Below are 13,522 nucleotides of genomic sequence, written 5' to 3'. Positions count from 1 at the left end.
TAGTCATTAGTTAACACAAACTTTACAAAAACAAAATAATACCCAAAATCCAAAATAACCTAATCGTAATGGCTAAATACGCTTTTCATACTCTATCTATACTCTATCTATACTCTATCTATACTCTATCTATACTCTATCCATACCTTATATATAGTATAGACTACAGAATAGAGAAGGCAGATTATATATACCTAGCATAAAACCTATAAATACATTATACATATGGTATACATAAGGTATCTATTTTAACAGTTACGTTTATTTGGAATAATGTCGGTAATTCCTATATCTTAAATCGCTTGGGTTGATGATAAACTATTCCTCTCCAGAAGCAGCCTGATGCAAAATGTCTTTGGCGTTGCCACTAAAATAAAAGAAAAGACGAAGCGTGTGATTGGAATCGTATTGATAGCCGCTGTATTTTTGCTGTATTACATTCATGTATCCAAAATCATAACTCCATTTCGGATTAATGTTTTGACGAATTCCTATAAATATTCGGTTTTGATCCATTGAATTGTAGACTACTTCTTTGCCAAAATGCATCAAAAGTTCATCAGCAATTACAAGAGAAGGTAATTTTTCATTCTTAAAAATTGGAATTGTAAAACTTAGCAAATACCTAATACGATTAGTAAATCGAATATCTTCAGCGCTATCATTTACCATTTTATCTTGCCAACGCTGTTCATTACGAATGCGTTGCAACATACTAATCTTGCCGATTTTAGAAGCATAAATTGCTTGTTGAAAAATTCTGTTCTCATCCGCAAAATTTGACCATTCTGGTTTAGATGGAGCAAGCCATAAATGGGCATAGCCTGCTGCTAGTGTGAGCTTTGGATAAGGGCTATAGGTAATCCCTGTTCTCACAAAATAAAAGTTTTCTTTGTTGGCAAAATCAGTACGCCTAATATGAACATCATTCATTGTCCCCCAACACTCATTAAATTTAACCACAGTATTAAGACTTATCCATGTTTGGGCTTGATGATTGACTTCTTTGCTTGTGTTGGTTTGAGCGTAATTTGTATACCCGCAACTTAGTACCAGAAAAAAAACTATGATTCGAAACATAATGTAACCTTTAACTATAAAAATGAATTATTTTACCTAAATAAAAGACAGTCGCTTTTATTTATCCTCTCGATAAAATTAAGCATTTCTGGCGCAAAACTCGTTGCTCATCTTGTATTTTAAGCTTTTGTTAGCAAATAGAAACCATTTTAACATCGTTTTGATAAGCACTTTCAATTGGTATTAGCTTTAGCTGGCGTTATGGGGATTGATTGCTTAGGTTTAAAGTTGTTTAAAGTTGTTTAAGGTTTAAAGTTGTTTAAGGTTTAAAGTTTAAAGTTGTTTAAAGTTTAAGGTTGTTTAAAGTTTAAGGTTGTTTAAAGTTTAAAGTTGTTTAAAGGTTGGAAAAGCCTATCTATAAGATATAGCGTACTTATTTTTGTCTCCTTTCATCTTGAAAATACTATACCTATGAGAAAAATTATTTTTAGTAACCATATGTATAACCATTGGGTATGTTTCTACGTACGATAGCGGAATTGCATTCCGTGCCCACAAAGTGCATCAACAATCTAAAATAAATCCAACATTACGACCTCATAAATCATTTTCTAAGCCCGGATAATTTTTAGCAGAACTAAAAAAAACGTTGTGGGCACGGATTGCAAATCCGCTATCGGGGAGTACATAGTATTAAACTCTATTTGAGACCAATAAAGGATTTATACCCTATAATAATCTGCGTTTTCTGCATTAACAATATCAATAGGTAAAAGAATTCTTTCCGAAAATTCTTTTTGAAAAAGAAAATATTCTACCAATGACGTTACCCCCAAATAAGCTTGCCTTTTGGGATTTTGATGAATCACATAATCAATTATTCCTTGCTCTAGAAAGGCTACATTTTCATCAATCAAATCATAACCCACAACATTAATTTTTTTTCCTTTCGTTTCGCTAATCATTTTAGCAATTTGGTATGCTTTAGAGGTAGTAACAAAGATTCCTGATAAATTGGGATTCTCAGAAAGGAACGTCTTGAAATTAAGTTCGACATTTGGATTTTTTAACTTTAAGGTAGTGATTGTACCCCTTGAAATTTTCTTTTCTTCGAAATACTTTCTAAATCCTCTTTCTTTTTCCTGCATGTGGCTTGCATTTTTAAAGTTTTCATCAATATGAATGATTGCTATTTCACCTTTGGCTACCACCGTATCTAGCAATTTTGCAGCTACACGCCCACTTCTAAATAAATCCTGACCTACAAAACTTTTTACTAAACTGGATTCGACTTGGCTATTAAAAGTATTAACTACGATATTATTAGCATCGTATTTTTGAATGACTTCAACTGTTTCTTTTTGAAATAAAGGAGCTAACAAAACGGTATCAGGGTTTACTTCTAATATCGTTTCAGCAGTTTTCAAAAAGGACTTCTTTTTTTCGGGGTTAAAATAAAAAATTTCAATATTTAAATTATAGGCCTTAAATTCTTTGATAGCCTCTTCTATTCCCCAAATACAGGCTTGCCAATACGGGTCGATGTTTGGATCTGGAAGAAGTATGCTAATACGATACATCTTATTATTCTTTAAATTTCTCGCAATATGATTTGGTTCATAGTCTATTACTTTTAAAACTTCATTGACTTTTTCAAAAGCAGCGGTAGACACCTTTCCTCTTTTATGTAATACCCTGTCAACGGTTCCTTTAGAAACGCCAGCTAATTTAGCAATATCTTTAATTGTGAGCTTTTTATCCATAAGAACAATTTTTAAAACTTTGGCTTATTTTACTTTGGTAAAATACAAACTAAAATCAATTTAAGGAAGAAAATCATTGTTTTTACCTATCCAAAACCATAATCTTATTTCTTTAGTACTATTTTACTAGCCCCTCAATTTCATTTTAAGCTGAATTTGATCGCTTATTACTTAGCGTCATCGATATACCTTTCTTCTAACCCAGAATCCCGCATGGGACATCTACACCACCTAAATCACTTTACCCTTTTTATGTTTCTTGTCGAAACTCCTAAGCTATTGATTTCTACCATAGCTTGCTTTTTCTAAAAAAAACGGCTAGCTAATCGCTAACCGTTCTTGAATACATCTTTACTCATTTTCACCCGTTGGGTGCAATTATTTTTTATCACACTTCGATACCTCAATGCAGGCTTGAATCATAGCATTTAGGTTTAAGGTTTAAAAGTTGTTTAAAGTTTAAGGTTGTTTAAAATTGTTTAAGGTTGTTTAAAATTGTTTAAGGTTGAAAAAGCCTAGCTATAAGATATACCGTACTTATTTTTGTTTCCTTTCATCTTGAAAATATTATACCTATGAGAAAATTATTTTTAGTAACCATATAGTATTTGTAGTTCTTTAAGAGAAACTAATAGACGTTTTACTATTCACATAGCTCATCTATTGTGAAAAATAGTGCTATTTCTGTTTGTTTCTATGTCCATTTGCAATTCATCTATGGCTCTAGCCTGCACTGAGGCATCGAAGTGTGGTGAGGTTTTTATTTTTTTTTTTGCATTTCGCCCAACGGGTTCATTTCCTTATTTTTTCATTAACTCTTGTAAGGGTTTCAACTGATCCAAATCAATTTTTGATTGCTGCAACACAGACATCATGTTCATGATATGGGTAGGATTCATGTCTTTACCTAACACCCGAACTACCGCAAAACCTGTTTCTTTTTGGTTGGCAAACAAAACAAACTCTTCGATATGCTCATCGGTTCCTACAAAGCTTACCGAAGCTCCTTCTTTTCCAGAACCAAACTTCATCAGTTGTTGGTATTTTGGGTTTTTCAAGATTTCGTTTAATTTGGCGCGTTCTGTTTCGAATTCAGCCGTATTATTTGGGTTCCGCTTAAAGGCCAAAATATTCATTTTTTCAAATGATTGTAAGGCTTGTTGCTGCTCTAAAGAGAGTTTAGCTTGATCCAAATTCAAAATCGAAGAAGAAACATCAAGTGCTATGAAATTTTTATTTTCTGTATTTTCCACAAAATACTTTTGTAAACTCGGTTCAGAGTTACAACTTACTAACCAAAGGCTAAGAAAAAGAGCCCAACCAACTACTACTTTCATTTTTTTATTTTTTTATTTATTATTTATCTTCCATTTTTGAATATTCTAACCCTAGTTTATTCTATATCCTTTTCGTTCCGTTTTTTGTTTTCGTTCTTTTAGCTTCTAAAGACATACCTACAAGGTTCTGAAAACCTTGCAGGAAGTAAAAAATGCTATTCTCTTGCAAGGACTTGTTTCTGACCATAGGTATATGAATTCAAGAAAAATACCTACAAGATTTTGAAAACCTTGCAGGAATTGGAATCCCATTTTTGAATATTCTAACACTGGTTTATTCCATTTCCTTTTCGTTCTTTTAGCTTCTAAAGAGATACCTACAAGGTTTTGAAAACCTTGCAGGAAGTAAAAAATGCTATTCTCTTGCAAGGACTTGTTTCTGACCATAGGTATATGAATTCAAGAAAAATACCTACAAGGTTTTGAAAACCTTGCAGGAATTGGAAACCTAATATTTACTATTCCCTTTCTACTAAGTACCAGTTACTACTTCTTCCCTTTGGTAGCTTTTTTCAAATCGTCTCCACCAGGAAAACGCATTTTATCGGTCAATACTGAGATTTCATTCAAATCAAAATCGCCCGTCAAAGACATCAAGACACTGTCTTCTCCTCTTCCGCCATCGATAAACATCAACAGTTCTTTGATTTGCGTGTCTTTGGCTCCTGATTTAACTAAAATTTTAATGCTTCTGCCGCTGTCGTTGACACGCATAAGCTCTTCTAAGTTGGCCGTTTTTACATAACGCTCAGCTGTAGCTTTCATTTCGGCTTCTACGCGAGCACTTTTGGTTGTAAACACCTTTAAATTGTCTAATTTTTTGATCAAATTAAAGTACTGTTGCATCTCTTTATCGGAAGCATCTACTTTGACTTTGCTCATCATGTCGAACATTTTCTTGTTGACAATTACAGACTTCACATCGTCTTGCCCATCGAATTTATCGAAAGCACCTTGTGCAAAAATGGGGCTAGCCATTAGTAAAAATACCAAAGCTAAAACTACTTTTTTCATTATTGACGTAAAACGAGTTTCGTTACTGATTATACCTGTTGATTTCATGATTTTTTGATTTATTGATTAAAAACTTTTCCTTTTGATTTATCATATTCCTGAATGACCTGCACACTTTCAATGCCGGTGTTTACGTGACCTGATAACAGGGCTAGTGCTTTTTGGGTCTCTTTAAACGCTTCTTCAGGCGAATCACAAGTCCCCAATTCGTTGGAAGCTACACTAGTCTTTGTCTCATTGGTCGAATAAACATACATTCCTATTCCGAGCAAAATCACTACCGAAGCCGCTAATGACCACCAGACGGGTTTTGAAGTCGTCTCCTTTTGGGTAGGCCATTCTGTTACTTCTTTAGGGTTCATTCGCTCTTTTGCTAAAGAGAAATAGCCAAATAATGGCTGGTATTGCTCTAAATGCTGCGCAACATTCGATGAAGAAAAATAATTCGTCAACTCTTTTTCCTCGGCAATACTGGTTTCTCCTTGAAAGTATTTTTCTAAAAGCTCTTCTATTTTATACAGTTCCATAACGGTGTGTTTTTAACATATGCTCTCTAATGGTTTTTCTTGCTCTAGAGAGTGCCACGCGAATGGCGGTTTCATTCATTTCTACTACTTTGGCAATTTCTTCAAACTCATATTGCTCTACTTCTCGCAATTGAATAATTATGCGCTGTTGTTCTGGCAATTGATCGATTATTTTAGCCGCCCAATTCAAGCTATCATTGTCTTCTACTTTTTGTTGTAAGCTTGGTTCTCTGTCCGTGTAATTGTTATGTACTATTCTCAAATTACCCGCACGTTTCGCTTTCAACTGATCCAAGCAATGATTCTTAGTCATGGTCATGGCCAAGGCTTCAACGCTAGCATAACCGGATAAACTTTCATTTTTATTCCACAACTTTACCAAAACCTCTTGTGTAGCATCTTCTGCCTCCTCGGTGCTCACGAGTAATCGTTTGGCCAATCGAAAGACCTTGTCTTTGAAAGGAGTAATCAATTGTACAAACTCATTTTGGTTCATTCTCATGGTAGTTTCTAGCGGTTCTTATAAGCAAGACGAACGACAATTATTTTTGTTACAAACAATAAAAAAATAATTTTAAAGTTAGTATTTTTACGAAAACTAATTCCACATAACCTTCACTTTATGAAAACGACTTCTAAAATTGCCTTCCTTTTATTTACAAGCCTTTTCCTTTTACAAAGCTGCCAAAAGGATGAAGATGATATTGCAGCACCAAAATCCTTAGAAATTCAGAACTTTGTCTGGAAAGGAATGAATCAATATTATTTATGGCAAAGCGATGTGCCTAATTTGGCCGATGACAAATTTAAAAATCAAACAGAATTAAATGCCTTCCTAAATGGCTACACTCCTGAGAGTCTATTCGAAGCCTTGCGCGTAGACAAATCCATCGATCGTTTTAGCTGGATTGTGAATGATTATGTTGCGCTAGAACAATCCTTTCAAGGGACTACTAAAAACGACGGCGTTGATTTTGGATTAAGCTACAAACCGGGTAGTACCACCGAAATTTTTGGTTATGTTCGCTACATTATTCCTGGTTCAGATGCTTCGACCAAAGCTATTAAACGAGGAGATTATTTTACAGGAGTAAATGGCACTCAATTGACCGCCAGCAACTACCAAACCTTATTATTAAATGCTGAAAGCTACACTTTGAATTTGGCTGATTATAACGGAACTACCATTGTGAGCAATGGAAAATCAGTCGCTTTAACCAAAACTACTTTGAATGAAAACCCGATTTTCATTACTAAAGTAATCGAAACCGGAGGAAAAAAAATAGGGTATTTGATGTACAACGGCTTTTTTGCTAATTATGACACCCAACTCAACGACGCTTTTGGCAGTTTGAAGTCTCAAGGTATTACCGATTTAGTTTTGGACTTGCGTTACAACGGTGGAGGTTCTGTACAAACCGCTACCCGATTGGCGAGTATGATTACGGGTCAGTTCAAAGGAAAAGTATTTGCTAAACAACAATGGAATAAAAAGGTGGAAGCCTACTTTAGCACCAATAATCCAGATGCGCTTAAGAACTTTTTCACTGATAAAATTGAAAGCACGCCCATCAACAGTTTGAATTTGACCAAAGTCTATATTATTACTACAAAAAGTACCGCATCTGCGAGTGAGTTAGTCATTAATGGCTTAAAACCTTTTATCAATGTTGTTCAAATTGGAGATGTTACTACAGGTAAAAACGTAGGATCCATTACTTTGTATGATTCTCCAACTTTCCAAAAAGAGAACGTGAACCCTTCTCACAAATATGCCATGCAACCTTTAGTACTCAAAATTGTTAACGCTGACGGCTTTGGTGATTATCAAAGTGGTTTGACGCCAACTTTTGAACTCAAAGAAACCATCAGCACTTTTGGTGTTTTGGGTGATGTTAATGAACCTTTGTTAAAGCTAGCTATCGGTAAGATTACAGGTACTGCCAAAGGAATCCCTGCAACAAAAGGCAAAACCTTTGACTATTTCAAAGATAGCAAATCCATTAGAGGCTTTAGAAACGACATGTATTTAGAAACGATACCTGAGGGATTGTTACAATCTTTATAGGAATTATACTAAAATCAGAAAAATAACGTTATCCCTATAGCTTTGAAAAGCAATGCTTTTTGAAACTTCAATAGTAACTTTTACCCGTTGGGTGAAATTGTTTTTTACCACATAGAATCATAGTATTTGTAGTTTTTTAATAGCAACCAATAGACGTTTTACTATTCACATAGCTCATCCATTGTGAAAAATAGTGCTATTTCTGTTTGTTTCTATGTCCATTTGCCATTAATCTATGGCTCTATGTGGTGAGTTTTTTTTTATTTCACCCAACGGGTTAACTTTTAAAACATTATCGTATGAAATTGTATTCTAAAATTGGTATCCTATTCTTAGCCTGTGCTTCCTTAGCATTTATTTCGCCTGCATTGAAACCTTCCAAAACCATACACGTGGTGATTGACGCAGGACATGGAGGACATGATTTTGGCGCAAAAAATAACGCTGTCCTCGAGAAAGAAATCGTTTCCCAAATTGCTAGTAAAATCAAAGCGTTGAATACCAATCAAGCTATTGTTTTACATTTTACTAGAACTGCCGATGAATTCGTAGCCTTGCATTCTCGTGCAGCCCTTATCAACAACATACAACCTGATTTATTCATTTCGTTGCATGTTAACGCCAATGCTACCGCTAAAAAATCAGGTTTGGAATTTTTCATCAACGAACAAAATCCCACCACGGTTGAACGATCTAAAGAAATAGCGACACAACTTAACGCAAGATTGACACAGCAAACTGCTTTAAAAGGCAATACTATCATAAAAAACGCCCCTTTTATGATACTAAAAAAAGCAACAGTTCCCGGTGTTTTGATTGAATTAGGGTATTTGAGTAACGAAAACGACAAACGCACCTTGACCAATGAAACAGAACAAACAAAAATTGCCAACACCATTTTAGATGTTGTTTCAACTCTAAACTAAACCACTATGGATTGAGGTGAAATTGTTTTTTACCACCCTTCGATACCTTATTGCAAGCTTGAATTATAGCATTTAGGTTTAAGGTTTAAAAGTTGTTTAAGGTTGTTTAAAGTTGTTTAAAGGTTGGAAAAGCCTGGCTATACTCAGCTATAAGATAAACCATACTTATTTTTGTCTCCTTTAATCTTGGAAATACTATACCTAGAGAAAAATTATTTTTAGTAACCATTGGGGAGATTTTTATTTTTTTTGAATTTTATCCAACGGGTTTATTCTAGAATAAGAAACACTAATGTTGTTTTTTTTATTTTGTGAAAACGATACCTATCGAAAACCTCGAAGTGTTATCTAGTCCTAATACACCTGACAGGTTTCAAAAACCTGTCAGGTGTGAGACGCAATTGAGTTTACCCTAACCGTTGGGTTAAATTGTTTTTTACCACCCTTCGATACCTTATTGCAAGCTTGAATCATAGCATTTAGGTTTAAGGTTTAAGGTTGTTTAAAGGTTGAAAAAGGTTAGCTATACTCAGCTATAAGATATACCGTACTTATTTTTATCTCCTTTCATCTTGGAAATACTATACCTAGAGAAAAATTATTTTTAGTAACCATTGGGGAGATTTTTATTTTTTTTTGAATTTCACCCAACGGGTTTATTAATCTTTTAAAAGCTGCGGTGTAAAAATTTTCAGAAGCTAAAGCGAGATGCACTGAAAGTGTATAGTTTTAAACTCTATTTGAAACCAATAAAAACAACAACTATCCAAACAAAAAAAGGCGTTTTCGAAATGAAAACGCCTTTATAGTTTTAAGCTACTTCTTTTAGTTATTAAAATAGAATCCGTTAGGTCCCACTCCTACTGTTACTTCTTTTTGCAAAGCGCCAGTTAATGAATACACATAAGCCTTACTATTTGAAGCGAAGTCTCCTCCATCAGCAATGTAAATTTTATCATTCTCTACCGCAAAACCATACATTACTCCATATTGAGAAGTCGATGAGTAGTTAAATATAGGTTTGTCTGAAGGTTGTGTTGCCGTGATATCCATACTATACACTCCAGTATCTTTAGTGAAATAGATTTTAGAACCATAAATATCCAAATTCCCTGCCTCTGTCAAAGTCGTTGGAAACACCACTTCAGTAACCGATTTATCCGACAACTTCACTTTCACAATTTTGCTTGCACTTCCGTAAGGAGCCGCTAACACATACAAAACTCCGTCTTTCACTTCCATTGTATTGGCGCTTGACCCTACGGTTATTGGTGTTTCTAAAGCTTTAGTTACTGTATTTACAACCAAAACTTTGTCGCTATTATAAGGTTCTGTGATGTACAACTTATCACCTTCTAAAATAATACGATTGGCTGTTGCATTCAAATTAATTTTAGATTCCACTTTATTCGTGGCCAAATCGATAACGGCTACGAAATCATCTGTATTACCAGTGGCTGGATTTGCATACGAATACGTATTAGCATTGGTTACATAAGCTTTGCCATTTCTCACTACTCCATATCTTGGCGTGATTAAACCTGTTTCGATTTTAGCTAATAACTTAAAAGAATAACGGTTCACCACATTAATCACGTTAGAGCCACCAGCAATAATATACGCTTTATCGCCATCAAAAAAGATGTTTTGTAAATACTTACCCGCTAAGTCACCTGGATTTTCTGCTCCATACACATCTTGTTTAAAAATAGTCAAATCATCTCCCAAAAACGACACCGAACTTCCAGAAGAATTGCCTTCATTCAGAATAAATAAGCCCTTGTCATAACTCCCTTTGGATACATTTTCGTTGTCATCGTTAGTACAAGACGCCAAAAAGGCAAAAGCAAAGGCCACCAATAAAACTCTAGTTAACTTCATTATATTAAAATTTAAAGATTAGATACAAATTAAAATTGCGTCCGGGCATCATTCTATTTTCCAGACTTTGATATTTTTCATTCCAAAGATTAAGCACTTGAGCACCTATTTTTATGGGATTACGTTTAAAAAATTCATAATCCACGCCCAAATTAGCAACCCAATACGAAGGAATGATAGCGCTAGGATTGTTATCGGATTGGGTAAAAACAAAACCATTAAACAGGAATTGATAATTGGCGTTCCATTTTTTATAATTGTAGGCCAAAGCAGCGGTAGCTTTGTGATAAGGCACAAAAAACAATTGTTTTTGGGTTTCCTCATTTTTGGAAATGGTATAGGCATACGTCCCGTTGAGTTGCCAAATACTTTTCCCAAATTGTTGTTTCCAGTCCAATAAGGTTTCTATACCATACGCGGCTACGCGGTTCGTATTTTGAGGCGACCAAATGCCATTATGTCCGGGAATCCAACGCAACAAATCTTTAATTTTATTGTAATAAGCCGTTTGCGTCAAGCTGAAATTTTTATAAGTAAAAACATTGGCCAGTTCGCCTTGGTACGCACTTTCGGGTTTTAAATTAGGATTACCACCTTCTTCCCAATACAAATCATTGTAGGTAGGAATTCGGAAATTATGCGAAACATTGACTTTCAATTGGTACCAAGGTGCGATGCGCAAAGCACTTCCAGCCGAAAAAAGAACAGGCGATTTATAAGTATTGGTAAACTCCTTACGAATCCCCAATTCATTTTGCCATTTTGAATCCATCTCATATTTGAACAACACTGATGCAGCACCAATCTGTCTTTCGTGGTATCCAAAACCAGAGCCTTCACCTCGGGTTGTATTGTATTCTAGAATTGTGTTTACCAAAAATGAGGGCGTCGCCTGAAAACTGACATCCGCTTTGGTAATCCAAGTCTTGGTATCCCCAAAACTGTATTGTTGTAGCGACTTGTTCGGATAATACTGATATCCTTCCGTGAGGTAAGCCATCTTAGTATTCATCGTCCATTGGTCGAAAACACCATTGTATTCCAACAAATTTCTACTAAAATCATTCTTGTATTTCGTTCTAGACTCCGAGGGCGAAAGCAAAGAAATATTCCTATCGGTGTTCGATGACTGACTATAAGCCTTAAGCAATTGCTTGTCAGATATTTTAAAACCAATGACTGCATTGAATCCAATTACTTCATACTCCCCATTTTCATTGAACCGCTGCTTGCCTTTCCAATCAAAACGGCCAGGATAATCGTAATCGTTATCAGAATAATTTCTAGAAAAACCAATTTGAGCCGACCATTTTGTGTTCGAAAAATGGCTATTAAAATGCATCCCCTGCGTATTGAAACTTCCATAATCCAATCGCAATTGGTTTGAAAAAGAACGCTCAAATCGCAAGTCATTGTTCAAATGCACCGTACCACCAATAGCGCCACTGCCATAAATCACACTTCCTCCACCACCTTTGACAGCAATCGCATTATAATCCGTTCCTGAAATTGTATTAAAATCGGTACTCCCATTCATTTGAGAATTGATGTTGATGCCGTTCCAAATCACCGCAGTTTGGGACGCAGTGGTCCCCCTAAAAGCCACCGTCGAAAGCATCCCACGACCGTATTCTTTAAAGTATAAAACCGAATTATAATTGAGTAAATTGGTCAACAACGCACTATTTTTAGACAAAACAGCATCATTCAAACTCAAAATCGTTTGAGAACTAGAAAATTTGCGCAGCTTCGCATCAGCAATGACGACCTCTTTCAAGCGAGTAATCGAATCCTTCTGCGCAAAAGTCAGTTGACTTGCCAGCAAGCAAAAACAAAGAAAAGATTTAAAATGTGTCATAATTTCCTGAACCTTTTTTCCCGAAAGTTCGTTATTGGTTAAGAAAAAAGGCAGGTCTCCTGGCTTGCGTCTTGTTGTTGACCTTCCCATTCCAAGGTAGAAGTTAAAAGTTATAGGTTAGAAGATATACTTCCAATTCTAATTTCTAATTTCCTACTTTCAAAACAGTGGCTTTGTAGATAACAACAAGCTTGATAGCATACAGTTGCGGGTACAGCTTAGGTTTTGAACCTAATTCCCTTTTAATGCGTTTTCGAAAAAAGTAAAACGCAACCTTAATTCGGATGCAAATATAGCCTTAAAAAAATGGAATACTAAAACTAAAATTCAAAAAACAAGTAAAAAATTATAGTTCAACCACATTGGTGCCCTTCGAATAAACTAAACCACTATCATAGATTTGGTTTGGCAGAGTGAAAGTCTGCAAGGTTGGAATATAATTTAACCGCTGATTCGCAAATTATTATAGTTATTAATAACCCTCGAAGTGTTGTCTAGCTCTATACACCTGACAGGTTTCAAAAACCTGTTAGGTGTGAGACCCAATTGAATTTATCCTAACCTGTTAGTTGCATTGTTTTTTACCACACTTCGATACCTCATGCATGCTTGAATTATAGCATTTAGGTTTAAGGTTTAAAAGTTGTTTAAGGTTTAAAAGTTGTTTAAGGTTGTTTAAAGTTTAAAGTTTAAGGTTGTTTAAAGGTTTAAGGTTGTTTAAAAAGTTTAAGGTTGTTTAAAGTTTAAGGTTGTTTAAAGTTTAAGGTTGTTTAAAGGTTTAATGTTGTTTAAAAGGTTTAATGTTGTTTAAAAGGTTTAAAGTTGTTTAAAGTTTAAGGTTGTTTAAAGGTTTAATTGTTGAATCGGTTAATCGATGAATTGTTTAAGGTTTAGGTTGTTTAAAGGTTTAATTGTTGAATCGGTTAATCGTTGAATTGTTTAAGGTTGAAAAGCCTAGCTATACTCAACTATAAGTTGTACCGTACCGGTAGTGTCTCACTAACTGTGTAAGTTGAAAAGTTATTCTGAAAATTTGAGCTAATTCAAAAAGCTCAAAAATTTTCGGAAATAACTTTTTAACTTTTTAACCTTTTATATATTTACATAGTTATGATTGACAAAGACGAC

The 13,522-nt window shown here is 34.8% G+C and carries 10 protein-coding genes and 1 riboswitch; of the genes, 2 read left to right on the top strand and 8 right to left on the bottom strand.

Going from position 1 to position 13,522, the window contains the following annotated elements; genetic code table 11:
* Positions 1-318: 318 nt before the first annotated feature.
* From O9307_RS14385 to O9307_RS14360, 6 genes are all read right to left on the bottom strand, one after another.
* Complete coding sequence (locus O9307_RS14385; protein WP_298300624.1) at positions 319-1,080, bottom strand: DUF2490 domain-containing protein; 762 nt, start codon at positions 1,078-1,080, stop codon at positions 319-321.
* A 662-nt stretch (positions 1,081-1,742) separates the two neighbouring features.
* The gene (locus O9307_RS14380; protein WP_298300621.1) at positions 1,743-2,783 is read right to left on the bottom strand and encodes a LacI family DNA-binding transcriptional regulator; all 1,041 of its coding nucleotides are present in this window, start codon (positions 2,781-2,783) and stop codon (positions 1,743-1,745) included.
* Positions 2,784-3,583: 800 nt separating this feature from the next.
* Positions 3,584-4,120 (bottom strand): DUF4252 domain-containing protein, encoded by a 537-nt coding sequence (locus O9307_RS14375; protein WP_298300618.1) that lies wholly within the window; start codon positions 4,118-4,120, stop codon positions 3,584-3,586.
* Between the two features lie 486 nt (positions 4,121-4,606).
* Positions 4,607-5,134, bottom strand: coding sequence for a DUF4252 domain-containing protein (locus O9307_RS14370; protein WP_298300630.1), 528 nt, complete (start codon positions 5,132-5,134; stop codon positions 4,607-4,609).
* Positions 5,135-5,193: 59 nt separating this feature from the next.
* Complete coding sequence (locus O9307_RS14365; protein WP_298300615.1) at positions 5,194-5,661, bottom strand: hypothetical protein; 468 nt, start codon at positions 5,659-5,661, stop codon at positions 5,194-5,196.
* Entirely contained in the window at positions 5,648-6,157 is a 510-nt protein-coding gene (locus O9307_RS14360) for an RNA polymerase sigma factor (protein WP_298300627.1), read from the bottom strand. The genes O9307_RS14365 and O9307_RS14360 overlap by 14 nt, the downstream gene beginning before the upstream one ends.
* A 126-nt stretch (positions 6,158-6,283) precedes the next feature.
* Between O9307_RS14360 and O9307_RS14355 the strand changes: the two genes are divergently transcribed.
* Positions 6,284-7,729 (top strand): S41 family peptidase, encoded by a 1,446-nt coding sequence (locus O9307_RS14355; RefSeq protein WP_298300613.1) that lies wholly within the window; start codon positions 6,284-6,286, stop codon positions 7,727-7,729.
* A gap of 299 nt (positions 7,730-8,028) precedes the next feature.
* On the top strand, positions 8,029-8,655 hold the full coding sequence (locus O9307_RS14350) for an N-acetylmuramoyl-L-alanine amidase (protein ID WP_298300610.1): 627 nt from the start codon (positions 8,029-8,031) through the stop codon (positions 8,653-8,655).
* A gap of 825 nt (positions 8,656-9,480) precedes the next feature.
* Here O9307_RS14350 and O9307_RS14345 read toward each other — a convergent pair.
* Positions 9,481-10,536 (bottom strand): hypothetical protein, encoded by a 1,056-nt coding sequence (locus tag O9307_RS14345; RefSeq protein ID WP_298300607.1) that lies wholly within the window; start codon positions 10,534-10,536, stop codon positions 9,481-9,483.
* Between the two features lie 4 nt (positions 10,537-10,540).
* Positions 10,541-12,394, bottom strand: a complete 1,854-nt coding sequence (locus tag O9307_RS14340; RefSeq protein ID WP_298300604.1) for a TonB-dependent receptor — start codon at positions 12,392-12,394, stop codon at positions 10,541-10,543.
* Positions 12,395-12,425: 31 nt separating this feature from the next.
* Positions 12,426-12,687, bottom strand: a riboswitch (cobalamin riboswitch).
* Positions 12,688-13,522: the final 835 nt, after the last annotated feature.

Source organism: Flavobacterium sp. (genome assembly GCF_027531905.1).
Classification (GTDB): Bacteria; Bacteroidota; Bacteroidia; order Flavobacteriales; family Flavobacteriaceae; genus Flavobacterium.
The sequence above is the reverse complement of the archived record's forward strand: the minus strand, read 5'-3'. Positions and strand labels throughout refer to the sequence as shown.

What these genes read in the sequence shown, in the direction of transcription:
- O9307_RS14385 (WP_298300624.1), bottom strand. Translation starts at nt 1,080, where the DNA reads ATGTTTCGAATCATAGTTTTTTTTCTGGTACTAAGTTGCGGGTATACA.
- O9307_RS14380 (WP_298300621.1), bottom strand. Translation starts at nt 2,783, where the DNA reads ATGGATAAAAAGCTCACAATTAAAGATATTGCTAAATTAGCTGGCGTT.
- O9307_RS14375 (WP_298300618.1), bottom strand. Translation starts at nt 4,120, where the DNA reads ATGAAAGTAGTAGTTGGTTGGGCTCTTTTTCTTAGCCTTTGGTTAGTA.
- O9307_RS14370 (WP_298300630.1), bottom strand. Translation starts at nt 5,134, where the DNA reads ATGAAAAAAGTAGTTTTAGCTTTGGTATTTTTACTAATGGCTAGCCCC.
- O9307_RS14365 (WP_298300615.1), bottom strand. Translation starts at nt 5,661, where the DNA reads ATGGAACTGTATAAAATAGAAGAGCTTTTAGAAAAATACTTTCAAGGA.
- O9307_RS14360 (WP_298300627.1), bottom strand. Translation starts at nt 6,157, where the DNA reads ATGAACCAAAATGAGTTTGTACAATTGATTACTCCTTTCAAAGACAAG.
- O9307_RS14355 (WP_298300613.1), top strand. Translation starts at nt 6,284, where the DNA reads ATGAAAACGACTTCTAAAATTGCCTTCCTTTTATTTACAAGCCTTTTC.
- O9307_RS14350 (WP_298300610.1), top strand. Translation starts at nt 8,029, where the DNA reads ATGAAATTGTATTCTAAAATTGGTATCCTATTCTTAGCCTGTGCTTCC.
- O9307_RS14345 (WP_298300607.1), bottom strand. Translation starts at nt 10,536, where the DNA reads ATGAAGTTAACTAGAGTTTTATTGGTGGCCTTTGCTTTTGCCTTTTTG.
- O9307_RS14340 (WP_298300604.1), bottom strand. Translation starts at nt 12,394, where the DNA reads ATGACACATTTTAAATCTTTTCTTTGTTTTTGCTTGCTGGCAAGTCAA.